This window comes from Sphingopyxis sp. Root1497 (genome assembly GCF_001427085.1).
Lineage (GTDB): Bacteria > Pseudomonadota > Alphaproteobacteria > Sphingomonadales > Sphingomonadaceae > Sphingopyxis.
In genome coordinates, this window is sequence record NZ_LMGF01000003.1 from 1,038,742 (window position 1) to 1,063,454 (window position 24,713).

Consider the following 24,713-nt stretch of genomic DNA (forward strand, 5'->3'; position numbering starts at 1 on the left):
TATTTACGGCTACATCGAAAAGCGATCAGCCGAAACGATTGTTCCGTGGAAAGCCGGTGGGCGGCATGCGCCCCGCCGCGCCGCGGGCTACCCGCCACGGCGCCAGGTCGGTTTCGGTGCGCGTGCGCCCCGTATCGCCGCCCATCGCCCAGCTCAAACCGTCGGCAAAGGCAAAGGCGACCGCGTCGGACAGCCCGCCGTCGCGATAGCGTTGCAGCATCACCCCCTGGCCGCGCGCCATCACCGGCACTTCGGCGAGCGGGAAGACGACGAGCTTGCGGTTCTCGCCGACCACCGCGACGCTGTCGTCACCCGCGCCGATCGACCGCACGACGCCGAGCTGCGCCTTGGGTTTGAGGTTAACGACGTTTCGTCCCTTGCGCGTCTCGGCGATGATCTCGCCCATCTGCGCGACAAAACCGTGCCCACTGGTCGAGGCGAGCAGCAGCCGGCCGTCGGCGCTCGCCGGGAGCAGCGCGACCATGCGCGCCTCGGGGTCGATATCGACCATCAGCCGCAGCGGCTCGCCGAAACCGCGGCCGCCGGGCAATTTGTCGGCGCCGATGGTATAGAAACGCCCGTCGCTCGCCGCGATCAGCAATTTGTCCGTGGTTTGCGCATGGACGGCAAAGGCGAGCTCGTCGCCTTCCTTGAACTTGAACTCGCCCCACTGGTCGGCCGCGACATGCGCGCGCTGGGCGCGGATCCAGCCGCGCTTCGACAGGATGACTGTCACCGGTTCCTTCTCGATCATCGCGTCGAGCGGGATGTCGCGCGCCGGGGCCGCCTCGGCGATCGTCGTGCGCCGCGCGCCGAGCAGGGTGTCGAGACCATAGACCGCGCGCAGCTTCTCCAGGTCCTTGCGCAGCCGCGTCTTCTGCCGCGCCGGACTCTCGACCAGCTTCGCCAGCTCCTCGCGCTCGGCGGTCAAATCCGCCTGTTCGCGTTTCAGCTCCATTTCCTCAAGGCGGCGCAGCGAACGCAGCCGCATGTTGAGGATCGCCTCGGCCTGCCGGTCGGTCAGGATGAATTCGGCGATCATCACCGGCTTGGGCTCGTCCTCGGTGCGGATGATCTCGATGATCCGGTCGAGGTTCAAAAAGGCGATGATGTAGCCCGCGACCAGTTCGAGCCGGTCGTCGATCTTCGCGATGCGATGCTGCGCGCGGCGGACGAGCACGACGATCTGGTGCTGCAGCCATTCGGTGAGCAGCTGGTGCAGCCCCATCACCTTGGGCGTGCGTGTTGCGTCGAGCACGTTGAGGTTGAGCGCGAAGCGGCTTTCAAAATCGGTCAGCCGGTACAGGCTTTCCTTCAGCACTTCGGGGTCGACGTTGCGGCTCTTGGGGACGAGGACGATGCGCAGGTCCTCAGCGCTTTCGTCGCGCACATCCTCGAGGATCGGCAGCTTCTTGTCGGCGATGAGCTGCGCGATCTGCTCGATCAGCTTGCCCTTGGCGACGCCATAGGGGATTTCGCTGATGACGAGCTGCCAGGTGCCGCCCGCCTGTTTCTCGATCCCCGTGTCTTCCCAGCCGCTCTCGGCCTTGCCGGTCGAAAAGCGGGCGCGGACGCGAAAACCGCCGCGGCCGGTGGCATAGGCGTGGGCGATCGTCTCGGGGCTGTCGACGACGATGCCACCGGTCGGGAAATCGGGACCCTTCACATGGTCGAGCAGTTCGGTCAGCTCGGCGCGCGGGTTCTCGATCAGCACCAGCGCCGCGTCGATCACCTCGGCTGCGTTGTGCGGCGGGATGTTCGTCGCCATGCCGACCGCGATCCCGCTCGCGCCATTTGCGAGCAGGTTCGGGAACAGCCCCGGCATGATCTCGGGCTCTTCATCTTCGCCATTATAGGTCGGCTTGAAATCGACGGTGCCCTCGTCGAGGCCCTGCATCAGGTCGACGGCGACGCGGGTCAGCCGCGCTTCGGTGTAACGATAGGCCGCGGCATTATCGCCGTCGATATTGCCGAAATTGCCCTGGCCGTCGACGAGCGGATAGCGCAGCGAGAAATCCTGCGCGAGGCGGACCATCGCGTCGTACACGGCGGTGTCGCCGTGCGGGTGGAACTTGCCGATGACGTCGCCGACGACGCGGGCGGATTTCTTGTAGCCCTGCGACGGGTCGAGCCGCATCGCGCGCATCGCCCACAGCAGGCGGCGGTGGACGGGCTTCAGGCCGTCGCGCAGGTCTGGCAGCGACCGCGCGGTGATCGTCGACAACGCATAGACGAGGTAGCGCTCCGACAGCGCGCTGTCGAAGGGCGTGTCGGTCATGCCGGGAACGGGTGCGTTGCTGTCGGGATCGTCGGTCGAATTCGCCATGGTCGCGGCGCGATAGCAAGGCTGGCGCCACAAGGCAAAGGGGGTGTTGATGGCGGGCGGATGTTGGCGAAGGTGCCGCGTAGAAGAAGTTTATTGCAAATGACTCTCAATACCATATAGGGCCGGTGCATCGCCAGCGCCGGAGAGTTTATGTACGCCTTTGTCGACCGCCCCGTGGACAGCCTGTGCAACGGCGGCCGCTTCCTGTTGTGGGCGATGCGCGGCTGGGTCGGGGCGGCGGAGCGGGGCGAATGCCCGCCACGCGCACTGCACCGCGGTTTTTCGGGGATGAATGCCAGAATGGCGCTGCCCGATTTCCACGTCGCGATGGCGATGCTGGCGAGCGACGGACGCGCAGGCCTGACGCTCGCGCCGATGGCCTGCGGCCGGATCGCCGAGGATGAGGCCATCCTCATCGGGCTGTGGCGCGACGCCGCGCGCGGTGAAGCGGCGCGGCTGCGCGCGACTTTGAAGTTGCTGGTCGCGCCCGATGTTGCCGCGCCGATCGCCGGTGCCATGACCGGCGCGGTCGCCGCGCTCGGTGCGGCGGGTTTCGACCTGCCGCCGCTTTCCGCCCCACCCCCCAAGAAACATCAGGAATCCAAGTGATGAGCGACCGTATCGCCGCCGCGGCCAAGCTGGCCCCCTCCGCCTCGCTGACCGTCGAGGCGGTGCGCAGCGTCCGCCATTGGAACGACCATCTGTTCAGCTTCACGATCAGCCGCCCGTCCAGTTTTCGTTTCCGTTCGGGCGAGTTCGTGATGATCGGCCTGCCGGGTGGCGAGGGGCGGCCGCTGCTGCGCGCCTACTCGATCGCCAGTCCCGCCTGGGCCGACGAGCTGGAATTCCTGTCGATCAAGGTGCCGGGCGGCCCGCTGACCTCGCGGCTCCAGTCGATCGAGCCGGGCGACCCCGTCTATCTCGGGCGCAAGCCGACGGGCACGCTGGTCGCCGACGCGCTGACCCCGGGGCGGCGGCTGTTCCTGCTCTCGACCGGCACCGGCCTCGCCCCCTTCCTCAGCCTCGCGCGCGATCCCGACATTTATGAGCGGTTCAACGAGATCGTGTTGGTCCATTGCGTGCGTCAGGTCGGCGACCTGGCGTTCCGCGACGACCTCGAAAGCCAACTCGCCGGCGATCCGCTGGTGCAGGATCAGGCGTTGCTGCAATTCCATTATCTGCCGACGGTGACGCGCGAGCCGTTCCGTACCACGGGGCGCATCGACGCGCTGATCGACGATGGCGCGCTATTCGGCCATCCGCTGACCGGCCCGGCGGCGTTCGACCCGGCCAGCGACCGCGTCATGATGTGCGGCAGCATGGCGATGATCCGCGACCTGCAGGCGCGCTTCGAAGCGCTGGGCTTCAGGGAAGGCTCGAACGCCGCGCCGGGCGATTTCGTGATCGAACGCGCGTTCGTCGGCTAAGGCTCAGTCCGCATAGGCCTTCACCAGATCGACCATATAGTCGCGCCCGACATAGAGCGATTTCACCTCGATTCGTTCGTTGAGGCCGTGGACGCCGTTGCCGTCGGGGTCACCCCAGATGCCGGGGATGCCATAGGTCGGGATGCCGACCGCGCCGAGGAAGGTCGCATCGGTATAGCCGTTCGCCATCGACGGGATCACCTTCAGCCCCGGCCAATATTTGGCGACCAGCCTTTCCATCGGGCCGATGACCTTCGGATCGAACGGCGGCGCGGGCGGTGCGGGGCGCTTGGGCGGCAACTGGGTTATGGCGACGCCGGGGTCGCCGATGACCTTCGCCAGTTCGTCCTTGATCGATTCGATGCTGTGCCCGGGAAAGATGCGGCAGTTGATGTTCGCGCCCGCGCGCTGCGGCAGGGCGTTCGGGGCGTGGCCGCCGTCGAGCAAGGTCGCGACGCAGGTGGTGCGCAGGTTGCTGTGGAGGAACGGGTCCTCGTTGACGATCGCCTCGGCCGCCCTGTCGGCCGGGTCTTTCGCCAGCGCCACCATCGCGCCGCCGGTGTCGTCGCCGCGGATGGCGCCGGCTTCGGCAAAATAGCGCCGCGTGACGTCGGTCATCTCGACCGGAAAGTCATGCTCCTCAATCTTCGTCAGCGCGCGGGCGAGTACGTAGATCGCATTGGCGGGCACCGGCGCCGAGCTGTGCCCGCCGGGGTTGCGCGTTTCGAGGCGGAAGTTGGCGAAGGTCTTTTCGCCGACCTGCACCGACTGGCCGATCACCCGGCCCTTGCCGTCGCTGTCGCCGCCGCCGCCTTCGTTGAGCGCGAATTCGGCGTCGATCAGGTCGCGCTTGTTGGCTGCGAGCCACTCGACCCCGTTGAACGCACCATTGCTTTCCTCGCCGCAAGTCAGCGCCATCTTGATCGTGCGTTTGGGCTTATAGCCCGCCTGCTGGAAGCGGATCAGCATGTCGACCCACACCGCGGCCTGCGACTTCACGTCGAGCGTGCCGCGGCCATAGAAATAGCCATTCTCCTCGAACAGGGTGAAGGGGTCGCGCTCCCAATCCTCTCGCTTCGCCTCGACCACGTCGATATGCGCCATCACCAGGATCGGCTTCGCCGTCTTCGAGGTGCCCGGATAGACGGCGACGAGGCCGCCTTCCTTCGGATGTTCGGGGGTGGCGAAAAGGGTGAGTTGGTCGCCCGGAAAACCCGCCGCCTTCATCCTTGTCGCCATGCGCTCGGCGGCGAGGGTGCAACTGCCCGACGACAGCGTCGTGTTGGTTTCGATCAGCTCCTTGAAAACCTCCCGAAAGGCGATCTGGTCGGGGCGCGGCGCCTGCTGCGCGGCGGCGGGCGCGGCAAAGGCCAGCGCGCACAGCATCAGCGGCCAGATTTTCTTCATGATGAAATCCCCTTCGCAAACGAAGGGAGCAGAAAGCGACGGTGCTCGCAAGGCGGATTGACGGGCGGTTCGGGCCTTAAGGAGACAAAGGATACGGACGAACGCGTCCGAAATGTCTCCTTTGTCGCTTTAAGCGGAGGGTGGGTGCGGGAGGTTCGCGATAAGCTGCAAGGGGCAGGCGGCGCCGTCATCCGGCAGGGTAGATCATAGCGCGGTTTTTTAGGAAAGCAGTTTTTCGCGGGTGGGTGAGAGGTCGGTTTCGGGCGCGAGGGGGCGTTCTTGATCCTCCCTGTGGCGCAGCCAAGGGGAGGTGGCAGCGCGAAGCGCCGACGGAGGGGCTATGGCGCGACGTTGCGGCCCCTCCACCACGCCCTCCGGGCGCGGTCCCCCTCCCCATCGCTTCGCGACAGGGAGGATTCCCATGTCGGCGTCCCACCTGAAAGCCGGCGCAGTCATCGCTTATGTCCTCTGCACGGTCCTGTTGTTTTTCTTGCGCGGTTGTTGGCTTTCGCGCATCCCCGCCTTCAGGGAAGAGGAGCCTAAGTGACCGAAATCGACGATCATCCGCCCGGACTGGTGGCGCGCGCCGTGCGGCGTCTGTTGTTGCTGATGTACCGGATGCGCGGCTGGAAGGCGGTCGGCGAGGTGCCCGAACCGCGGCGCTTCATCCTGATCGCCGCGCCGCACACCAGCAACTGGGATTTCGTCAACTTCCTCGGCCTGACCGCCGACCTGAAGGTCCGCGCGCATTTCATGGGCAAATTGTCGCTGTTCAAATGGCCGCTCGCGGGCTTCATGAAACAGATGGGCGGCATCCCGGTCGACCGCCACAATGCCAGCAACGCGGTGCAGCAGATGGTCGACGAATTCGCGCGCCGCGCCGAATTCATGCTGACGGTCGCGCCCGAGGGGACGCGCGGCAAGGCGAAGAAATGGCGCACCGGATTCTATCAGATCGCACTGGCGGCGAAGGTGCCGCTCGTTGTCGGGTTCATGGATTATGGGACCAGGACCGGCGGGCTCGGCCCGTTGATCTGGCCGACGGGCGATTTTCGCGCCGACATGGTGAAGGTGCTGGAGATCTATAAAAGCTGCGTCCCGAAATTTCCGGAGCGGGCGGTGAAGTCGATCGACGATATCGTGGGGGCGGATTAGGACCGGACGCAACAGGGGCAGGAGACGGCGATGACGAGCGTGGGAATCGTGTTGGCGACCAATTTCTTCGGCCTGATCCTGGTCATCGGTGTGCTGTGGCTGATCGCGCTGTCGATCCGCGACGTGTCCTTCATCGATGCCTTCTGGGCCTTCGGCATGGTGCTGCTCGCGTGGGGCACCGCGATCCAGGTCGGCAACGAAGGGCTGCGCGCGCAATTGCTGCTCGGGCTGACGACGCTGTGGGGGCTGCGCCTCGCGACCCACCTGTTCATCCGCTGGCGGCGGAGCGGCGAAGACCCGCGTTACGAAAAGATCATCGCGGGGATCATGAAAAAGCGCCATTGGGGGTGGGAAACGACAGCGCTGGTCAGCGTCTTCCTGACCCAGGCGCCCCTGCTGTTCGTCACCAGCCTGCCGGCGCAGATCGGCATCTTTGCGAGCGCGGCATCGCCGGCGTCGCAGATCGGGGTGATCGGCTGGATCGGGGTCGCGGCGGCGCTGACCGGCATCGCGTTCGAGAGCATCGGCGACTGGCAGCTCGACCGGTTTCGCGGCGACCCGGGCAATCAGGGCAAGATCCTCGACACCGGGCTGTGGCGCTATACGCGGCATCCCAATTATTTCGGCGATGCGCTGACCTGGTGGGGGATCTGGCTCGTCGCCGCCGACGCGGCGCTGTGGGTCGCGGCGGCGAGCGTGATCGGGCCGTTGTTCCTGAGCTTCACGCTGACCAAATGGTCGGGCAAGGCGCTGCTCGAACGCGGCATGAAGCACACGCGGCCGGGCTATGACGCCTATGTCGCGCGCACCTCGGGCTTCATCCCCTGGCCGCCGAAAAAACATGGGTCGTGAAAAAGCGTGGCGCTTGATCCCGGCCTCGATGCCGACCGACCGGTCCCCGCCGATGCAAGCGCGCTCGGCGATGCGCCGCGCATCCGCGCGATCCTGACCGAAGCGGCGCGCGAAGGGCGCAGCGTCAGCTACTCCGAACTGCTCGGCGACCTTGGCTTTCGTTTCACCCGGCCCAAGATGCGCGCGGTATGCCGCACGCTCGAAGAGGTCGACCGGCTGTGCGCGGCGGACGGTCAGCCCGACATGGCGGTGCTGGTGGTGCGCGAAAGCGACCGCCTGCCCGGGCAGGGCTGGTGGGTCGGCGGCACGGCGCTGCTGCTCGGTTATCACGGCCCGTGGGAGGGCGCGGCGGCGGCGCGCTTCATAAAGGAGCAGCAGCAGGCGGTGTTCGATTATTGGTCGGGGCGATAGGTGATCAGACAGCTCGCATATCTTGTGCAGTCGGTCCTGAGTTTCATCGTCTTCGCCGGCCTTAGGGAACTGCGTCTCGACCTTTGGGCGGTTATAGCGCTGATCGTCGCCCTGAATTTCCTCGTCATCCTGATCCACGAACTCGGCCATGCCTGGGCGGTGGTGCGCTGGGGTGCAACGCTGCGCGCTATCTGCGTCATGGGCATCCATTATGACGTGCCCAAGAGGCGGCTCTCGTTTCGCCGCTTACCGCACAAGGCGGAGGTGGGTGGTTACGTTTCTTATGCGCCGCATCCGGTCCAGCATTCCTCGAAGAGCGCCCTCGCGATCGCGCTGGCCGGGCCGGGCGCCAATTTGCTTCTGGCGTTGGTTGCGGGCGCGGCGCTGCTGTTTCTCCCCGACCCCACCGCTTGCATCGTCTCGCGCGATCCGATGATCGCGATCAGCGGGGGCTATGCCGGGCTGCCCGACGAGGACGCGATGCGGCGCGCCTTTGCCGAGGTCGCGCGGCAGGAAAAATGCGTGTGGATCGGTGCGCTTCTCCACCGTTTTGCCGAGGTTCTGGCGATCCTGTCGGCGGGAATCGGTCTGTCGAACCTTCTGCCTTTCAATGGCAGTGACGGCGAAATAGTCCTGTCGCACGCAAAAGTGCTGCGCCGGAAGCGGCGCTGATCGTGGCGACGTGTCCTGCGACTCAGCGCGCCTCAGAGCCGATCGATGCGCTCGATTGCGCTGCGCAGCAGCGGCCGCAATTCGTTTGCAAAAGCCTTCGTATGTTCACGGTAGATGCGGAGGATGTCGTCGGTCGGCTCGTTCTTGCTGACGATCGCGGTTTCGCGCGCGATCATCTTCGCGTTATCGGCGATGCTTTTCTCGATGAGGCGTACGTGCCGCCATAGCGCGACGTCGTCGATCCGCGAGGTCGTGAGCGCATGGGCGAAAACCTCGCGCCCGAATTCGAGCTGGGTGAGCAGCAGGACGATGCTGTCCTTCTGCTTCGCCTTGTCCGGCCCGCCCGCGTCGCCGCGCGCGATCTTCGCGAGCGTGGCGTCGAGATCGTGCATCGCACCGCCCAGCAAATTGACGTCGTCGCGCCGGGCGGTGCGGCGGGAGCGGTCGGCGACATAGATGGCGGTGCCGGTCGCTCCGCCGATACCGATCATGGCGCCCGCGAAAGCGAGCCAGTCGCCGGGCGTCGCGCCGTAAAGGATGGCCTGCGCGATCAGGAAGACGACGACGACGGCGAGTCCCGCCAGTCCGCCGACCACAGCCTCACCGACCTTGTCTTTCCAGTGCATTGCCGCCGCGGCCGGGCCTATTTCTTCAACCCAATCTCGCGCAGCCGCTCCTGCAGATACTCATCCGCGGTGATCGGCGTCGGATAGAGGTCCGGATGTGCGGCATCGACGCAATTATCCAGCGTCTCGATCGGATAGTCCGACCGGAAGTGGAGGAAGAAAGGCATCGAATAACGCGCCACGCTCGCCCGCCCCGCATCGGGGTTACGCACGCGGTGCGTCGTCGAGGGCAGCTTGTTGTTGGTCAGCCGCTGGAGCATGTCGCCGACATTGACCGCCATCGCGCCCGGCGGGGGCGAGACGGGGAGCCAGCTGCCGTCCTTGTCGAGGATTTCGAGCCCTGCTTCCTCGGCGCCGAGCAGCAGCGTGATCGTGTTGATATCCTCATGCGCCTCGGCGCGGATGCCCTTCGCGGGCGCCTCGACCGGCGGATAATGGAGCAGGCGCATCACGCTGTTGCCGTCCTTGACCGTGTCGTCGAAGAAGGCGGGGTCGAGCTTGAGGTAGCGCGCGATGCCCGAGAGCAGCCGCGCGCCGACGCGGTCGAATTCGGCGAAGAGCTTGTCGTATGCGGTGCGGAAACCCGCGACCTCGGCGGGCCAGACATTGTTCGGCTGCTGCGCGGCGAGGCGGTGGCCCGCGGGCAGGTCGCGGCCGACGTGCCAGAACTCCTTGAGGTCGACCTCCTTCGCGCCCTTGGCGATCTCGGTCCCGAAGGGGGTGTAGCCGCGCGCGCCGCCGCCGCCGGGGATATGATAGGCGCGCTTCCGATCCTCATCGAGCGCGAAAAATTCCTTCGCCTTGTCCCACGCCTCGTCGATCAGATCGGGGTCGATGCCATGGTCGGTGATCATCGCAAAGCCGAAGCGTTCGAAGGAGGCGCCGAAATCCTGCGCGAAACGGTCGGCGGGAAGCGCCATGGAAATCACGGGTACGGCGGCGGTCATAGGTCGATCCATCTATCAAGGGGCGGCGCCAGGGCGCGCGTCATGCCATGCGATTTAGGCGTTGCGCGGCACAGGTTAAAGGGAAAAAGGCGGTTCCGTCCCGCGCATCGCTCGGCTAAGCCCGCCGCCATGGCAAAGCAATATTGGCTGATGAAATCCGAACCCGACGCCTATGCGTGGGAAACGCTGGTCAAGGACGGCAAGGGCATGTGGGACGGGGTGCGCAACCACAGCGCCAAGCTCAACATGAAGGCGATGAAGGTCGGCGACGAGGCGCTCTTCTATCACAGCAATATCGGCAAGGAATGCGTCGGGATCATGGAGATCGTCGAGGAGGCGACCCCCGATCCGACCGCCGAGGACGGCTCGCCGTGGGTCATCGTGCGCGTCGCGCCGGTTCGTCGGCTCGCGCATCCGGTAACGCTGGCGGCGATCAAGGCCGATCCGGCGCTCGCCGACATGGACCTGATCCGGCTGTCACGGCTGTCGGTCGGGCGCGTGACGCCCGCCGAGTGGAAGCATATCCTCAAAAAATCGGAAAAGCCCGGCGGCTAGAGCCGGGGCAGCGGCGTGCGCAGCTTGGTCTGCATGTGCGCGGCGACCGACGGGTGCAGCGGGTTGACGAACTCGCAGCCATATTCATTGCCGTCGACGCGGCGGACGATGCATTCGAGTTGCTGCAGCCCGGGCAGGCTGACCCAGATATGCTTGCCGATCGCCGGCCGCGCGAAGGTGTTCATGCGAAAGCCGGTCGACGACAGGTCGAACAACTCGGCGTCATAGGGGTTGAAGCCCGCCTCGCGAAACCGCGCGTTCGCCTTGACCTGCGCGCGCTCGGCGCCGCGGGTTTGGGCGCCCGGCTTGGTGGAGAATGTACCAGAGTGTTTCACGGTCGGCTGCGTTCCCGTTGAAGTGGAGCGGCGAATCTAGGGGGCGATGCTTTCGCAGCGGTAAACGGAGAGCGTAAATATCTTCGGAACGCGGCTTTACTGTCTCGCGGCGGGACGGTTTGCGCCTCAGTCCGACGGGCGGACGCGTCCGCGGCCCGCCTTGATCGTGCTGCGCGCCTTTTTGCTGTCGACGCGGCGCGCCTTCGCCGCCTTGCTCGGCTTGGTTTTCACCCGCCGTTCGGGGCGGATAAGCGCGGCATCGACCAGCGCGGCCAGCCGTTCGCGCGCGTCGGCGCGGTTCGCTTCCTGGGTGCGATAGCGGCGTGCGAGGATGACGAGTTCGCCATCGGTCGTCATCCGGCTGCCGGCGAGGGTCTTCAGCCGTTTATAGGCTTCGGGGTCGAGCCCGAGCGCATAGACGTTGACGCGCAGCTGGCACGCGGTCGCGACCTTGTTGACATTCTGCCCGCCCGGCCCGGTTCCGGCGAGGAATTTCTCGCTGATCGCCGATTCCGGAATCTCAGCCACGCGTCGGCTCCGCACCCTCCGGCGCGGCGAAACCCAGCGCGGTGAAGCGGTCGGGGAAGGGGGCTTCGGCGAGTATCGACGGCTTGTCGCCGCGCGCCACCACCAGCCGTTCGGCGTGGAGCATCGTGCGATCGCGGGGGCCGCCGGTGCCATAGACGGGATCGCCGACGAGCGGAAAGCCGAGGCCTTCGAGTGCATGGACGCGGAGCTGGTGGGTGCGCCCGGTTTCGGGGCGGAAGCGCAGCAGGCTGCGACCGCCCGCCTCGGCGAGCTTTTCCCAATGCGAGATCGACGGCTTGCCGCGCTTGCTGCCGTCGGCATCGCCGACCATGCGCCAGCCATCCTCGGCGGTCGAAATCTTGGCGAGCGGCAGGTCGATCGTGCCGCGCTCGCCCGCGACGATACCGTCGACGATCGCGAGATAGGCCTTTTCGACCTCGCGCGCCTCGAATGCCTGGGTGAAGCGGCCATGCGCCTTGGGATTGCGCGCGAGCAGCAGGCATCCCGAGGTGTCGCGGTCGAGCCGGTGGACCGCGAGCGGCCAGCGCTTGAACCCGAACTTCAGCGTGTCGAGATGATTGATCAGGCTGATGCCGCCATCGCGCGGCGCATCGACGGGCAGGCCCGCCGGCTTGTCGACGACGATCGCCTCGCCGTCGAGGAACAGGATATGGTCGGTGAGTAACATCGGCGGCCTATAGGCCGCGCGCCGGTCAGCCGAAAGAATAAACGTCCATGCCGAGCAGACCATAGGTGGTGCTCGTATGCAGCCGCTCGGCGGCGAAGGGCGTGGCGCCCGCGCCCATCGCGACGAAAAGCGGCAGGATGTGATCCATCGTCGGGTGATTGTCGTGGCCGTGCGGCGCCCGCTCGACCGCGTGCAGCACATCGTCGACCGCGAAACCGGTCACCCACGCCGGGGCGGGGGCATCAATGGCGGGGCGTGCCGAAAACAGCGCGCGCAGATTGTGCGTGATGCTGCCCGATCCGACGATCAGCACGCCGTCGTCGCGCAGCGGCGTCAGCGCCTGACCGAGCACATGATGCCATTCGGGCGAGGCGTTCGACGCGATCGAGAGCTGGACGACGGGGATATCGGCACCGGGATAGATCAGCGACAAGGGCACCCAGGCGCCATGGTCGAGCCCGCGTTCGGGATCGGCGGTGACCGTCAGGCTATGGTCGCCGAGCAGAGCGACGATGCGCGCCGCGAGCGCCGGGTCGCCCGGCGCCGGATAGCGCATCGCAAAGAGTTCGTCGGGAAAGCCGCCGAAGTCGTGGATCGTCGGCGGGTTCGCCGACGAGGTCACCGTCGCGCGGCCCCCTTGGTACGCCGCGTCGTGGTGCGCCGACACCATCAGGATCGCGCGCGGGCGCGGCAATTGGGTGCCCAGCCCGGCGAGGAAGGTCCGCGCCGGGCTGGGCTCGAGCGCCATCATCGGCGAGCCGTGCGAAACGAAAAGGCTCGGGAGACGGCGCATCGATTCAGGCCGCCTGCTTGAGGTCGGCGATCGACGCGGTCGCGCGGGCGATCGCTTCGCCGTCTACCATCTGCTGGTCGGCGGCGATGATCTGCACGTCGGTGATGCCGACGAAGCCGAGCAGCTGGAGCATGTAGCGGCTCGCGAAATCATAATCGCTGCCGACCGGCACGCCGCCCGAGGCAACGACGAGATAGGCCTTCTTGCCCTTGAGCAGGCCTTCGGGGCCGGTCTCGGTGTAACGGAAGGTGCGACGGGCGCGGGCGATCAGGTCGACCCACGCCTTGAGCGCGGCGGGGATGCCGAAATTATACACCGGCACGCCGATAACGATCGTGTCGGCGGCTTCGAGTTCGGCGATCAGCTCGTCCGAAAGCGCGAGGGCCGCGCGTTGGTCGTCGTTGCGCTCGGCATCGTCGGTGAAATTGGCGCCGACCCAGTTTTCGGTCAGCAGCGCCGGCGGGGTGAGCGCGAGGTCGCGCTGGGTGACCGCGGCGCCATAGCCTTGTTCGACAAGGCGGGCGACGAGCTGGTCGGTGAGTTGGCGGGTGGTCGAACCGCTGTTGCGGGCCGAGGCATCGATGCGAAGAATATGGGACATGATTTTACTCCTTGGACTGGAACATTGGGAAGAAGGGGGTGCCGCGAGTTCATTTACCGGGGGAAGGGGAACTCGCGGCACAGGGGTGGGCCGCCGCCAGGGGAGGGGGAGAGGCGGCGGCCCGGGGNCACCAGTTCGGCGTCGTCGATCGCCTCGACCTCGATCGTGCCGACGTCGCGCAGTGCGATGCCGTCGCGAGGGTCGGCGTCCTCGCCGTTGACGCGAATGCGGCCCTTGGCGGCGACGAGATAGGCGTGGCGCCCGGCTTCGAGGTCGTAGGAGACCTTTTCACCGGCGTTCACCGTTGCCGCGGCGACGCGGGCGTCGGCGCGGATCGGCAGGGCGTCGTCACCCTCGATGCCGCTGGCAAGCGTCACGAACTGGCCCGAGCGATCGGCCTGCGGGAACTGGCGCGCGCCCCAGCCGGGGTTGCCACCGGCACGGTCGGGCATGATCCAGATCTGGAACAGCGTGGTCTGCTCGTCCTCGAGGTTGAACTCGCTGTGCGTCACGCCGGTGCCGGCGCTCATCACCTGGACATCGCCTGCCGCGGTACGGCCGGTGTTGCCCATCGAGTCGCGGTGGGTGATCGCGCCGCTGCGGACATAGGTGATGATTTCCATGTCGCGGTGCGGGTGCGGGGGGAACCCCGCCTGCGCCGCGATGGCATCGTCGTTCCACACGCGCAGCGCGCCCCAGCCCATGCGCTTCGGGTCATGGTAGTTCGCGAAGGAGAAATGGTGGCGGGCGTCGAGCCAGCCATGATTGGCGTGGCCGAGGCTGTCGAATTTGCGAATGTCGATCATGGCGTCGTCCTTTCTATCGGCCTTCGGCGGGTGCCGCGGTGGCCGTCTTGTTGAAGCCAAGATAGCGATTGGGATCGTTTCTAAAATAGCGTAGATGGAAATCTATCGTTTCCATTTTTGACCTCGTCATTGCGAGGAGCCGGAGGCGACGCGGCAATCCAGAGTGTACGTAATCCGCCCTGGATTGCTTCGCTTTGCTCGCAATGACGGGGCAACAGGTGGCGACCATGGGCAGGCAATAGAGGACAAAGAGAATGGCGCTTCCCGATTATGAAGGCTGGGCCTGTTTCGCCGCCGTCGCCGACAGCGGCAGCTTTACCGCCGCCGCGACGACGCTCGGCCTGTCGAAGGCGAGCGTGTCGAAAGCGGTGACCCGGCTCGAGGCATCGCTCGGCATTGCCTTGCTCCACCGCAGTTCGCGCACCGTCACCGTCTCGACCGCCGGCGCCGGGCTGCTCGGCGAGGCGCATGCGATGGTCGCGGCGGCGACCACGGCGACCGAGGCGGCGCGCGGCGACCGCAACGACCTGGCCGGTCCGATCCGCCTCGCCGCGCCGATGAGCTTCGGGATCAAGGTGCTCGGCCGCCCGCTCGCGACCTTCCTCGAAATGCACCCCGCGGTCGAGATCGAGGTGATGCTGAGCGATGCGCGCCATGATGTCGTCGCCGAGGGGATCGACCTGGCGTTGCGCATCGCGAGCATGGAGGATTCGAGCCTGCTCGCGCGCACCATCGCGCCGGTCGCGGGATCGGTGATCGCGAGCCCGGCCTATCTGGAAAAACAGGGCACCCCGCGCCACCCGCTCGACCTCGGCCGCCACCGGCTGATCGGATACGGCCACCGCGAACGCGCGATGCCGCTGCGGTTCCACCGTGACGGCGAAGAGGCGACAGTGATCCCGACCGGGCCGCTCTTTACCAACAATGGCGACATCATGATCCCGCTGTTGATCGCCGGTGGCGGGATCGCAGTGCTTCCCGATTTCATCGCCGAGGAGGCGCTGGTGAAGGGCGACGTCGTCCGCATCCTCACCGACTGGTCGCTGCCGCAATCCTATCTTCACCTTCTTTCGCCACCATCGCGGCTGCGCCCGGCGCGGGTGAAGGCGTTGTCGGACCATCTGGTCGACACGCTCAAGCGCTCCTGCACCGGTGCGCATGCGCAGCATCTGATGCTCGCTTCGGGGCGTTCGGGACCCGAAACTGTGGCATGAATGCCTCGCGACTCGTGGATTCCTGCGGGTTAAATCAAAATTAACCTTTTCCCTTCATTGCTTTCATGGTTAATGTTCCGGCAGTCCCGCAACAGGGGTTCGGTCGGTGACATCACGCAGGTGATCAAGCGGACGGGTCGCGGGGTCATCGTGGGAAACAGTCAAGGGGTGCCCAATGCGCGTATTGCTGATCGAGGACGAGCCGACGACCGCCAAGGCGATCGACACGATGCTCACGACCGAAGGCTTCAACGTCTATTCCACCGATCTGGGGGAAGAGGGCCTGGATCTGGGCAAGCTCTATGATTACGACATCATCCTGCTCGACCTGAACCTGCCCGACATGCACGGCTATGACGTGCTGAAAAAGCTCCGCACCGCCAAGGTGCAGACGCCGGTGCTGATCCTGTCGGGCATTTCCGAAATGGATTCGAAGGTACGCTCGTTCGGCTTCGGTGCCGACGATTATGTCACCAAGCCGTTCCACCGCGACGAACTGGTCGCCCGCATCCATGCGGTCGTCCGCCGTTCGAAAGGCCACAGCCAGAGCGTCATCAAGACCGGCAAGCTGGCGGTCAATCTCGACACCAAGACGGTCGAAGTCGACAGCACCCGCGTCCATCTGACCGGCAAGGAATATCAGATGCTCGAGCTGCTCAGCTTGCGCAAGGGCACGACGCTGACCAAGGAAATGTTCCTGAACCATCTTTATGGCGGCATGGACGAACCCGAACTCAAGATCATCGACGTCTTCATCTGCAAGCTGCGCAAGAAACTCGCGCTCGCGTGCGGCGGCGAAAACTACATCGAGACCGTCTGGGGCCGCGGCTATGTGCTGCGCGACATCGACGAAGAAGGCAATGAAGTGCGCCGCGTCGCCTGACGCGCAGCGCACTTTTTTATCGCAGGTTTACACGGGGGACCCGGCGCGGAGCGATCCGCGCCGGTTTTCCGTTTTGCCGTCTGCAGGTCGGCTTTGGGGTGGAAAGCGGGCATTCCCTAAATCCTCCCTGTCGCGAAGCGATGGGGAGGTGGCAGCCCGCAGGGCTGACGGAGGGGCAGACGCCGTAGGCGTCGCGCGACCTCGCGGCCCCTCCACCACCGCTTCGCGGCGGTCCCCCTCCCCATGGCTTCGCCACAGGGAGGATTTATATGTCCCCTTCCGCCCGAAAACGGGCGTTACCGCCGCGCGCGCCAGTCGCTCATGTACGGATTGCCCGGCGATGCGGCGCCGAGCGACAGGCCGGGGCGCTTCGCAACGTCCTTCGGCGGCGGGATGATACGAAATTCGACGCTGCGGTCGGCCGAGGGGACGCCGCCGCCGTGTGCCGCACGCAGCTGGTCGAGGCGGATTTCCTCGTCGGTTTCGATCCCGAAACGCTGATCGACGACCCAGCGCACCGTCCCCATCATCGCCCTGTGGCCCGGCAAATGGACGGTGAGCCGTTCGCCGCGCGCCAGGCAATGCGGCGCCTGGCCGCCGATTCCGGTCTGCGACACATTGCGCACGGTCACGTCGAAGCGGCCGAACCGGTCGGATTCGAGCGCGGCCTTCACCAGCCGCGACTGGCGCGGCTGCCGTTTTTCGGCGCTTTCGGAAGCAGATTGTTCCTCGTCGTGCGACATGGGCGACCCAAATCATGCCGCCGGATCCCACTCCGGGCAGCGATTTTGGTCCCATCGCTGCCTATAGCATGGGATGGTAAATAATCGGCTAGCGCGGGCGTCGGCTCACCCTATTTTTGCGGTGGCAGGCCGCCAAATGTGACGATGCTTTCGGCACCGCCCGGCGACACCGCCGACACGCCGAAAAAATGGTCGTCGATCTGCACGCCTTTGAGCAGGATTTCGCCGCCGGCGTCGGCCTGAACCAGTTTCGAATCGGTCCAGCCACTTTTGTCGGCGCGGCGCCAATGGATGCGATAGGCGGCCGCATCCTTGACCGGCGTCCAGGCGACTTTCGTGTCCGAACTCACCGCGCCGTCGATGCTGACGCTGGCCGGAGCGGGCGGCGCGTCGGCGAGGGTGCGCGCCAGCGCGACGTTGAGCGCGGTAACGCGGGCGAGATAGGGGAAGTCCATCTCGTCGACCGTGTCGCCATATTTGCGGCCGTTCTCGGTGCGCAGATCCTGGTGCTGGTGGTCATAATCCTCGACCCCGACGGTGAAGCGGATTGCCGGATAGCCGAGTTCGAGCGATGGCAGATGATCGCCGCCGCGGCGAAAACGGTCGGGGCGGCGCACCGCGAGCACCTCCAGCCCGATCGCCGGGTTCGCTTCGCCCGCCCGGATCGCCGCCTTGGCAAGCGCGCGCGACGGGCCGTCGTCCTCGCCGCCGATGCCGCGCCGCGCGAGCTGTGCCGCCAGATCCTCCGACGCGCGGATGCCTTCGCTAAACACGCGCACCCGGCCGTCGACGATCGTGCCGTCGAGCCCATGGGTGCCGCCGACGATGTCGTTGTTAAGCATCGCCGCGACCTGCCACTTCTCGGTCTGCGCGTGCCGCGCGAGCAGCTTGCCGCCCCACAGCCCCTGCTCCTCGCCCGACAGCAGCGCATAGACGATCGTCGCGCGGTGCTTGTCCTTCGACAGCAGCCGCGCCGCCTCGATCACCAGTGCGGTGCCCGACGCGTCGTCGTTGGCGCCGGGGGCGTCGGCGGTGAAGTTCATCGGGTCGGTGACGCGGCTGTCGATATGGCCCGCGATCATGATGACATGCGCCGGATCGCCGCTGCCTTTCTGGATCGCGAGGATGTTTTCGACGATCACCCCGTCGGGTGCGCGCGGGCCTTCGAAGCGGTCGCTGATTCGCGACACCGTCAGGCAGCCGCCGCAGGTCTTGGAAATGCGCTCGAACTCGGCGGCGCCCCAGTTGCGCGCGGCGCCGATGCCGCGCTTCGGATCGGTCGCCGATGACAGTGTGTGGCGGGTGCCGAAGGCGACGAGCTTCTCGACATCGGCCTTCAGCCGCGCGGGGTCGGCGGCAGGGGTGTCATCCTTCGCGAGGGCGGGGGTGGCTGCGGTCAGCAGCAGCGCGGCGAACAGGCTGTGTTTGATCATGCCGCTTCATGCGGCTTGGCGCGGACAAAGAAAAGCCCCTCCCCCGGAGGGGAGGGGCTTGAGGAGCTTAGCGCAGGCCCGAGAATTTGATGTCCTGCACGCGGCCATAACGGATGTCGCAGCTGAACTTGCCCTGGTCGTAATAGCCGCCGCGGCCCCAGCGACCGCCGTAGCCGTCGCGGACGACGACGCGTCCCTTGACCTTGTAGCCGTCGCGCTTGCGATCGATGCTGGTCACCTGGGTGACGTCGGTGTTGCCATAGCGGCGGCTGCCGCGTTCGACCGCGCTGACGCACTGGTTCACCGCGCTGCGGCTGTTGCCATAGCGGCCATAGTCATAGCCATATCCGTACCGCGCATCATTGTCGTAGCGACCACCGCCGCGGTTGTCGTAGCGTCCATCGTAACGGTCGCCGCGGTCGTAACGGTCGTTGCCGCCGCTCGACAGGATCGCGGCGAGGCCGCCGAGGACGACGGCGCCGGCGATCACTTCGCCCGCGCTGATCCCGTCGCCATCGCGATCGCGGTCGCGGGCCATCGCGGGGGTGCTGCCGAGCAACATTGCGCCGGCGGTGGCCGCACCAACTGCGGCCTTGGTCAATTTGGTCATAGCCATGGTTCGGTCTCCTTCAACGCAGGGGGCAGAGTTCGCCGCCTGTTGATGCCGGTATAGAAGGAGGGGGGTGTCGCGGGTCTGAACCCGCCGCTTATCTGGGGTTCAGACTTGGTTTAGCGGGGGTTCAGCTTCAAAAGCAAAGGACCGCGCCACCCTTGGGTGACGCGGCCCTTTGCGAACGCGGTGGGTGGTGATCAGCCGCCGAAGTTGACGTCGACTACCCGGCCGTTGCTGTAGCTGCACCCGAAGCTGCGGACCTCGCCGCTGGCGTGCGAGGCGGTGCCGGTGACGTACCAGCCGCCATTGTTGGGCACCGTGTCGTCGACCCGGTCGACGCGGGCATCGTCGCCCATTTCGGCCTCGACCGCCCAGCTGCACGCGTCGGCGGCGCGCGCCTCGGCCTCGCCGCGGCCATAGGCGCCGGTGGATGCGTCGTTGTCGGTGTCGGGTTCGTAGCGCGGCACTTCGCGATACTGGTCGTTCGGATAGGGCGGGTCGTAGCGCGGCTCGCGGCGCTGGTCCTTGTCCTTGCTCGCGGCGCTGGCGATCGCGGCGATCGCGCCGATGACGAACAGGCCGCCGAGCACTTCGCCGGTGCTGATGTTGTCGCGGTCGCGATGGCCCCAGCCGCCGTGGCGCCCGCGCGCTTCGGCGGGAACGGCGCTCAGCCCGACCGAGGTGATGACGACCGCGGCGGCGGCGGCGATATTGGCAATCTTACGCATCGAGGATTCCTTCCCCACGCGCGGACATCGCCCATCGCGGTCCGCCATCGTCGCGCAATAGGACCAGGATGCTTTCGCGCCGCTGAACCGGTATTCGGGCACGACGAAACGTTGCCGGACGGCAAAAGGCCCGCCGTCCCTGTCGGGAGGCGGGCCCTCTGCTCTTGCCTATCCGTGGTTCAGCAGGCGCAGCGCGGCTTCGGCCGGGGCTTCCACTTCTTCTTGGCGACATAGCGCTTCCGCACCGGGACATTTTCATAATAGGAGCGGGTGGTCGTCTCGACCCGCTCGGTCACGACCGGCGCGCCGGTGGTGATGATCGTCGTCACGACGACCCCCGGGGTGTAATAGCCATAGGGCGCGCCATAACCCTGATAGCCGTAGCCGCCCTGCTGATAGACGGTCGTGCCGCCCTGGCCGTAATAGCCCTGCGGCGGATAGCCCCCGCCCTGATAGGTGCTGCCGCCCTGCTGATAGGAACTGCGGCGGCTGTGCCACTCGTCGCAGCGCTTGCGGTCGGCGTCGCTGCCGATCGCGCCGCCGGCGACGGCGCCGAGCGCGCCACCGATCAGCGTGCCTTCGGTCCGGTTGCCGCGCCCCGCGATGCGATTGCCGGCGATGCCCCCCACGACGCCGCCGACAACCGCACCGCCGACCGTGCCCCCCCGGCCACAGCGGCGATCCATTTCCTCGTCGTACCGCGCGTCGTACCCGTCATAGCGGCCACGATCGTCATAATAGGGATCGTAAGCGGGCGGCGGCGCATAGCTGGTGCCCGCACCCTCGACCGTGCCTTCGTAGCGGCCGTCGTAACGGCGGCCGTCGGGCGCTTCATAGGTGCCGTTCCAGGTGCCCGTCCAACGCCCCTCGGCGTCGTAGGTGCCGTTGACCTGGCGGTAATCGACTTCGCTCGGCACGCGGTCGGGATAACCGGTGTAGACGCGCGCGTCGGGCGCCGACGGCGCGCCATAGTCGAGCCGCGGTGCGGGATCATGGCCAAAGGCGTGCGCCTGGCCCGCCAGCAGCAGCGATCCGGCGGCGAGCCCGAGAAGAATTGCGGTGCGCATGGTCTAACTCCCTGTTCCGACAGCGGTCGCCGGGGGCGGCAACAGCGATTGGTTAACAGCTTGTTAGCAAAATCGCGGCTTTTCCGCGAATCCGTTTACCTTGACGATTTCGTCCCGATTTGGGTCAGATTCAGGCGGCAAGCGCCGCCGCAATGCGCGCGACCAGCGACTCGGCACCGGCCTGATCGTCGGCGGTGAAGCGATTGGGGATGGGGCTGTCGAGGTCGAGTACTCCGATCAACCGGTCGCCGACGACGATCGGCACCACCAGCTCGCTGCGGCTGTCGGCGTCGCACGCAATATGACCGGGAAAGGCGTGGACATCCTCGACGCGCTGGGTCGCGCGCAGCCGCGCCGCGGCCCCGCACACGCCCTTGTCGAGCGGGATGCGGATGCACGCCGCCTTGCCCTGGAACGGCCCGAGCACCAGCTCGGTCCCGTCGAAACGGTAAAATCCCGCCCAGTTCAAATCGGGGATCGCCTGCCAGATCAGCGCCGCGACATTGGCCATATTGGCGATGCCGTCGGGCTCGCCCGCAACGAGCGCCTCGGCGGCGGCGGCGGTTTCGGCCCATTGGGCGTCGGCGGTGGTGGCGGTCGGGGCGAAGGCGAAGGACATGTCATTTCCCTTTGAAGCAGGGGGGAGGGGCGAGCGGCTGAGCGTCGCTGCGCCAGCTGATGCGAAAGACGATATATTGGGCGTCATGGTCCGAAAGGCGAGGGCCATGTTTGCCGTCGAACAGGGTCGCGACCGAAAGCGGTTCGACGCGTAGCCGGTCGTTGCTGCGATACCCGATCAGGTCATAGGCCTGTTTCCATGCCGCGTGGTCGGTCATCGGCGCCGGGCGGGCGGCAAAGCCTGCGCCCTTCCCGACCAGCCGGAAGGCCGGATCGGCGGCGAAGCGTCCGCTGCGGTCGCCGGCGCGATAGTTGTTGAAATCGCCGGCCGCGATCATCGCCGTATCGGATGCCGCGAACCCGGTCAGGAAAGCGTCGTTTTCCTTCGTCTGCAACATATGCGCGGTCTCGGCGCGCGCGATCCCGACCTTGGCGGGTTCGCGCGAATTGCGATGGGTGTTGAAGATCGCGAGCGGTTCGGGCGCGCCGGGCAGGGGGAGGGCGAGGAACTGGGCGCCCTTGTTCGACAGGCAATCATATCCGGCGCAACTGTCGCGCCCGAAGGCCGTGCTGACGACGCCCATGGCGGGAAGGTCGGTCGCGACATAGAGTCCGCCATCGAGCCATTTGCCGACATGTTCGCCCTTCCACCAGCGCGCGGCGTCGGCATAGCCCGCGGGCGGCGGCGCCGCGGCGAGTTCGCGCCGCTGATCGCGTGCCGGGCCGGGAAGGATCGTGCGGAACCCGGCCGCGACGGCGATGCGCGAGGCTTCGGGCGTGAAGGCCTTGTGCAGGATCAATATGTCGGGGCCGAGGCCCGCGGCGCGGCGTTTCGCGATCCAGTCGGCAATGTGCGCCAGTTTTTCTTTGCGCCCGCTACGGATCGGCCAGGGCAAGCCCTCGACGTTCCACTGCAGCACGCGCAGCCGCATCGCGCTTCGCCCGTCGGCCAGGCGCTCGACACGCGGCAGGCCGGCGAGGTCGCCGCACGCCGCGTGGCGTTCGACGCGCGCCGCTTTCCCGTCGGGCAGGACAGCCCAGACCGCCGCCACCAGCCCCAGCAGGACGGCGGCGGCGATCCAGGGCCAGCGCCTTACTGGACGCTCAGCCCGGTCCATTTGGCGGCAAAGGCATATTTGTCGGCGGCTTCGGCGATGATCTTGTCGGTCGGCTTGCCCGATCCGTGGCCGGCGCGCGTTTCGATGCGGATCAGGTGCGGCTTGTCGCCGGCATGGGCGTGCTGGAGCGCGGCGGTATATTTGAAGCTGTGCCCCGGAACCACGCGGTCGTCGGTGTCGGCGGTGGTCACCAGCACCGCCGGATAGGCCGTGCCGTCCTTGATATTATGATAGGGCGAGTAACCGAGAAGGGTCTTGAAATCGGCCTCCTTCGACGGATAGCCATAATCGTCGACCCAATAGCGCCCGGCGGTGAAGCGGTCGAAGCGCAGCATGTCCATCACGCCGACCGCAGGCAGCGCCGCGGCGATCAGGTCGGGGCGCTGGTTGGTCACCGCGCCGACGAGCAGCCCGCCGTTCGATCCGCCCTCGATCGCCAGCTGGCCCTTGCCGGTGATCCCTTGCGCGATCAGATATTCGCCCGCGCCGATGAAATCGTCGAAGACATTCTGTTTCTTGTCTAGGCGGCCGGCGTCGTGCCACGCCTTGCCATATTCGCCGCCGCCGCGCAGGTTCGCGATCGCGAGCACGCCGCCCTTGTCGACCCAGGCGAGGCGGGTGGGCGAGAAGCCCGGGGTCATCGACACATTGAAGCCGCCATAGCCGTAGAGCAGCGTCGGCGAGCCCTTGCTGCGGTCGAGGCCCTTCTTCATCACCAGGAACATCGGCACCTTGGTGCCGTCCTTCGACGTATAGAAACGCTGTTCGACGCTGAAATCCTGCGGATTGAAGGTCAGCTTAGGCTCGGCGAAAATCTCGCTTTTGCCCGTCTGGGTGTCGAGCCGATAGATGGTCGTCGGCCGGGCATAGCTGGAGAAGCTGTAGAAGGTTTCGGGGTCGGCCGACTTGCCGCCAAAGCCCGACGCCGACCCGATATCGGCGAGGTTGATATTGGCGACCGGCTTGCCGTCGAGCGCGACCATTCGCGCCTCCGACTTGGCATCGCCGAGGTAGGACAGGATGATGCGGTTGCCGACGCGCGAGGCGCCGACCAGCGTGCCCGCCTGTTCGCCGACGAGCTGGGTCAGCGCCGCGGGCTTCCTAATATCCATCGACACCAGCCGCTGGCGCGGTGCGCCCTTGTTGGTGAGGAAGGTGAAGCGCGGCCCCTCGTTGGTCACATATTCCCAATTGTTCGCGAAATCGCTCACCAGCGACACCGGCTTGCCCGCGCCCTTGGGCCCGATCGGATAGAGCGTCAGCCCATAGCGTTCGTCGGTGCCCTCGGAGCCGATAACGATCAGATATTTGCCGTCGTCGCTGACCACCGCGCTGTTGTTGAGCTTGGGCTTGTCGGGGGTCGCGTGGATCAGCACGTCTTCGCTCTGCGGGGTGCCGAGCCGATGGAAATAGACGGTGTGATTTTCGTTGAGCGACTGGAACGCTGCGCCCTCGGCGGGTTCGGGGAAGCGCGAATAATAAAAGCCGCTGCCGTCCTTCGCCCAGTCGAGCGACGAAAATTTCACCCAGCGCACTTCGTCGGGCAAATCCTTGCCGGTGGCGACATCCATCACCCGGACGATGCGCCAGTCGGTGCCGCCGTCCTGCACCGAATAGAGCAGGTTCTTGCCGTCCTCCGACGGGGTCCATTCGGCGAGCGCGGTCGCGCCGTCCTTGGCCCAGCCATTGGGGTCGATCAGGACGCGGCCCTCGCCCTTCAGCCCTTCGCGCACGAACAGCACCGACTGCGGCTGCAGCCCGTCGTTGCGGGTGTAGAAATAGCGGGTGCCCGCCTTGCGCGGCAGGCCGAAGCGTTCGTAATTATAGAGTTCGGTCATCCGCGCCTTGAACGCGTCGCGGCCGGGCAGCGTGTCCAAATAGGCGTCGGTGACCTTGTTCTGATCGGCGACCCACGCCGCGACCTTTGGGTTGACGCGGACGTCGTCCTCCAGCCAGCGATAGGGGTCGGCGACGTCGACCCCGAACTGCGGATCGACCGTCGTGCCGCGCTCGCTGTCGGGATAGGTCAGCGCGGCAGGGGTGGTCGCGCTCGCGGCGTCGCCGGCGGCCTGTGCGGCGGCGGGGGTCATGAACAGGGCGACCAGCGCCAGCGGCGCGGTGACGGCTTTACGGGACATGGCAAGGCGACCTCTTGGTTTGGGAAATT

The 24,713-nt window shown here is 66.4% G+C and carries 26 protein-coding genes and 1 pseudogene; 9 read left to right on the plus strand and 18 right to left on the minus strand.

Features of this window, described 5'->3' with window-relative positions; translation table 11 throughout:
- Positions 1 to 25 precede the first annotated feature (25 nt).
- Positions 26 to 2,326 (minus strand): DNA topoisomerase IV subunit A, encoded by a 2,301-nt coding sequence (gene parC / locus ASD67_RS08375; protein WP_056345885.1) that lies wholly within the window; start codon positions 2,324 to 2,326, stop codon positions 26 to 28.
- Between the two features lie 150 nt (positions 2,327 to 2,476).
- Between parC and ASD67_RS08380 the strand changes: the two genes are divergently transcribed.
- Together ASD67_RS08380 and ASD67_RS08385 are read left to right on the plus strand one after the other, a co-directional pair.
- Positions 2,477 to 2,935 carry a hypothetical protein gene (locus ASD67_RS08380; RefSeq protein WP_056345887.1) on the plus strand — a complete coding sequence of 153 codons (459 nt, stop codon included), beginning with the start codon at positions 2,477 to 2,479 and terminating at the stop codon, positions 2,933 to 2,935.
- Positions 2,935 to 3,753, plus strand: coding sequence for a ferredoxin--NADP reductase (locus tag ASD67_RS08385; RefSeq protein ID WP_056345889.1), 819 nt, complete (start codon positions 2,935 to 2,937; stop codon positions 3,751 to 3,753). Before ASD67_RS08380 ends, ASD67_RS08385 begins: the two co-directional genes overlap by 1 nt.
- Positions 3,754 to 3,756: 3 nt before the next feature.
- Here the strand turns inward: ASD67_RS08385 and ASD67_RS08390 are convergent, their stop codons facing one another.
- Positions 3,757 to 5,160 carry a M20/M25/M40 family metallo-hydrolase gene (locus ASD67_RS08390; RefSeq protein WP_056345892.1) on the minus strand — a complete coding sequence of 468 codons (1,404 nt, stop codon included), beginning with the start codon at positions 5,158 to 5,160 and terminating at the stop codon, positions 3,757 to 3,759.
- Positions 5,161 to 5,703: 543 nt separating this feature from the next.
- Between ASD67_RS08390 and ASD67_RS08395 the strand changes: the two genes are divergently transcribed.
- Genes ASD67_RS08395 through ASD67_RS08410 form a run of 4 tightly spaced genes read left to right on the plus strand, consistent with a single transcriptional unit; the run spans position 5,704 to position 8,250 of the window.
- Positions 5,704 to 6,315 (plus strand): lysophospholipid acyltransferase family protein, encoded by a 612-nt coding sequence (locus ASD67_RS08395; RefSeq protein ID WP_082544915.1) that lies wholly within the window; start codon positions 5,704 to 5,706, stop codon positions 6,313 to 6,315.
- 30 nt (positions 6,316 to 6,345) lie between these two features.
- Complete coding sequence (locus ASD67_RS08400; protein ID WP_056345894.1) at positions 6,346 to 7,167, plus strand: DUF1295 domain-containing protein; 822 nt, start codon at positions 6,346 to 6,348, stop codon at positions 7,165 to 7,167.
- Between the two features lie 6 nt (positions 7,168 to 7,173).
- Positions 7,174 to 7,578 carry a hypothetical protein gene (locus ASD67_RS08405; RefSeq protein WP_056345900.1) on the plus strand — a complete coding sequence of 135 codons (405 nt, stop codon included), beginning with the start codon at positions 7,174 to 7,176 and terminating at the stop codon, positions 7,576 to 7,578.
- Positions 7,579 to 8,250 (plus strand): site-2 protease family protein, encoded by a 672-nt coding sequence (locus tag ASD67_RS08410; protein ID WP_056345902.1) that lies wholly within the window; start codon positions 7,579 to 7,581, stop codon positions 8,248 to 8,250.
- Between the two features lie 32 nt (positions 8,251 to 8,282).
- On the opposite strand, the gene ASD67_RS08415 is transcribed toward ASD67_RS08410, so the two are convergent.
- Together ASD67_RS08415 and ASD67_RS08420 are read right to left on the minus strand one after the other, a co-directional pair.
- The gene (locus ASD67_RS08415) at positions 8,283 to 8,876 is read right to left on the minus strand and encodes a hypothetical protein (protein ID WP_056345903.1); all 594 of its coding nucleotides are present in this window, start codon (positions 8,874 to 8,876) and stop codon (positions 8,283 to 8,285) included.
- A gap of 17 nt (positions 8,877 to 8,893) precedes the next feature.
- Complete coding sequence (locus tag ASD67_RS08420) at positions 8,894 to 9,823, minus strand: isopenicillin N synthase family dioxygenase (RefSeq protein WP_056345905.1); 930 nt, start codon at positions 9,821 to 9,823, stop codon at positions 8,894 to 8,896.
- Between the two features lie 129 nt (positions 9,824 to 9,952).
- Here ASD67_RS08420 and ASD67_RS08425 point away from each other — a divergent pair, with 129 nt between their 5' ends.
- Positions 9,953 to 10,378: an EVE domain-containing protein gene (locus ASD67_RS08425; protein ID WP_056345907.1), complete on the plus strand. Its 426-nt coding sequence runs from the start codon at positions 9,953 to 9,955 to the stop codon at positions 10,376 to 10,378.
- On the opposite strand, the gene ASD67_RS08430 is transcribed toward ASD67_RS08425, so the two are convergent.
- The 6 genes and pseudogenes from ASD67_RS08430 to ASD67_RS08455 form a co-directional block, all read right to left on the minus strand.
- Positions 10,375 to 10,713 (minus strand): PilZ domain-containing protein, encoded by a 339-nt coding sequence (locus tag ASD67_RS08430; protein ID WP_056345908.1) that lies wholly within the window; start codon positions 10,711 to 10,713, stop codon positions 10,375 to 10,377. The two genes, ASD67_RS08425 and ASD67_RS08430, sit on opposite strands and share 4 nt — an antisense overlap.
- 126 nt (positions 10,714 to 10,839) lie before the next feature.
- Positions 10,840 to 11,241 (minus strand): alternative ribosome rescue aminoacyl-tRNA hydrolase ArfB, encoded by a 402-nt coding sequence (gene arfB, locus ASD67_RS08435; RefSeq protein WP_056345910.1) that lies wholly within the window; start codon positions 11,239 to 11,241, stop codon positions 10,840 to 10,842.
- On the minus strand, positions 11,234 to 11,929 hold the full coding sequence (locus ASD67_RS08440) for an RluA family pseudouridine synthase (RefSeq protein WP_056345912.1): 696 nt from the start codon (positions 11,927 to 11,929) through the stop codon (positions 11,234 to 11,236). The genes arfB and ASD67_RS08440 overlap by 8 nt, the downstream gene beginning before the upstream one ends.
- A gap of 25 nt (positions 11,930 to 11,954) precedes the next feature.
- Positions 11,955 to 12,722 (minus strand): DODA-type extradiol aromatic ring-opening family dioxygenase, encoded by a 768-nt coding sequence (locus tag ASD67_RS08445; protein WP_056345913.1) that lies wholly within the window; start codon positions 12,720 to 12,722, stop codon positions 11,955 to 11,957.
- Positions 12,723 to 12,726: 4 nt separating this feature from the next.
- Positions 12,727 to 13,323 carry an FMN-dependent NADH-azoreductase gene (locus tag ASD67_RS08450; RefSeq protein ID WP_056345915.1) on the minus strand — a complete coding sequence of 199 codons (597 nt, stop codon included), beginning with the start codon at positions 13,321 to 13,323 and terminating at the stop codon, positions 12,727 to 12,729.
- A gap of 128 nt (positions 13,324 to 13,451) precedes the next feature.
- Positions 13,452 to 14,129: pseudogene (locus tag ASD67_RS08455) on the minus strand (pirin family protein); the annotation flags it as partial.
- 254 nt (positions 14,130 to 14,383) lie between these two features.
- Between ASD67_RS08455 and ASD67_RS08460 the strand changes: the two are divergent.
- Both ASD67_RS08460 and ctrA read left to right on the plus strand, forming a co-directional pair.
- Positions 14,384 to 15,343 (plus strand): LysR family transcriptional regulator, encoded by a 960-nt coding sequence (locus ASD67_RS08460; protein ID WP_056345918.1) that lies wholly within the window; start codon positions 14,384 to 14,386, stop codon positions 15,341 to 15,343.
- Positions 15,344 to 15,518: 175 nt separating this feature from the next.
- The gene (gene ctrA / locus ASD67_RS08465) at positions 15,519 to 16,226 is read left to right on the plus strand and encodes a response regulator transcription factor CtrA (protein WP_056345920.1); all 708 of its coding nucleotides are present in this window, start codon (positions 15,519 to 15,521) and stop codon (positions 16,224 to 16,226) included.
- 296 nt (positions 16,227 to 16,522) lie between these two features.
- On the opposite strand, the gene ASD67_RS08470 is transcribed toward ctrA, so the two are convergent.
- The 8 genes from ASD67_RS08470 to ASD67_RS08505 all read right to left on the minus strand — a co-directional run bounded on the left by ASD67_RS08470 (position 16,523) and on the right by ASD67_RS08505 (position 24,684).
- Positions 16,523 to 16,969 (minus strand): PilZ domain-containing protein, encoded by a 447-nt coding sequence (locus tag ASD67_RS08470; protein ID WP_056345921.1) that lies wholly within the window; start codon positions 16,967 to 16,969, stop codon positions 16,523 to 16,525.
- A 110-nt stretch (positions 16,970 to 17,079) separates the two neighbouring features.
- Entirely contained in the window at positions 17,080 to 18,402 is a 1,323-nt protein-coding gene (locus ASD67_RS08475; protein ID WP_056345925.1) for a M20/M25/M40 family metallo-hydrolase, read from the minus strand.
- A gap of 67 nt (positions 18,403 to 18,469) precedes the next feature.
- Complete coding sequence (locus tag ASD67_RS08480) at positions 18,470 to 19,018, minus strand: hypothetical protein (protein WP_056345927.1); 549 nt, start codon at positions 19,016 to 19,018, stop codon at positions 18,470 to 18,472.
- A 194-nt stretch (positions 19,019 to 19,212) separates the two neighbouring features.
- Positions 19,213 to 19,743, minus strand: a complete 531-nt coding sequence (locus tag ASD67_RS08485) for a hypothetical protein (RefSeq protein ID WP_056345928.1) — start codon at positions 19,741 to 19,743, stop codon at positions 19,213 to 19,215.
- 179 nt (positions 19,744 to 19,922) lie between these two features.
- Positions 19,923 to 20,810, minus strand: coding sequence for a glycine zipper 2TM domain-containing protein (locus ASD67_RS08490; protein WP_056345930.1), 888 nt, complete (start codon positions 20,808 to 20,810; stop codon positions 19,923 to 19,925).
- A 130-nt stretch (positions 20,811 to 20,940) separates the two neighbouring features.
- Positions 20,941 to 21,429, minus strand: coding sequence for a GAF domain-containing protein (locus ASD67_RS08495; RefSeq protein WP_056345932.1), 489 nt, complete (start codon positions 21,427 to 21,429; stop codon positions 20,941 to 20,943).
- 1 nt (position 21,430) lies between these two features.
- The gene (locus ASD67_RS08500; protein ID WP_156377617.1) at positions 21,431 to 22,546 is read right to left on the minus strand and encodes a hypothetical protein; all 1,116 of its coding nucleotides are present in this window, start codon (positions 22,544 to 22,546) and stop codon (positions 21,431 to 21,433) included.
- Entirely contained in the window at positions 22,522 to 24,684 is a 2,163-nt protein-coding gene (locus ASD67_RS08505) for a prolyl oligopeptidase family serine peptidase (RefSeq protein ID WP_056345936.1), read from the minus strand. The genes ASD67_RS08500 and ASD67_RS08505 overlap by 25 nt, the downstream gene beginning before the upstream one ends.
- Positions 24,685 to 24,713: the final 29 nt, after the last annotated feature.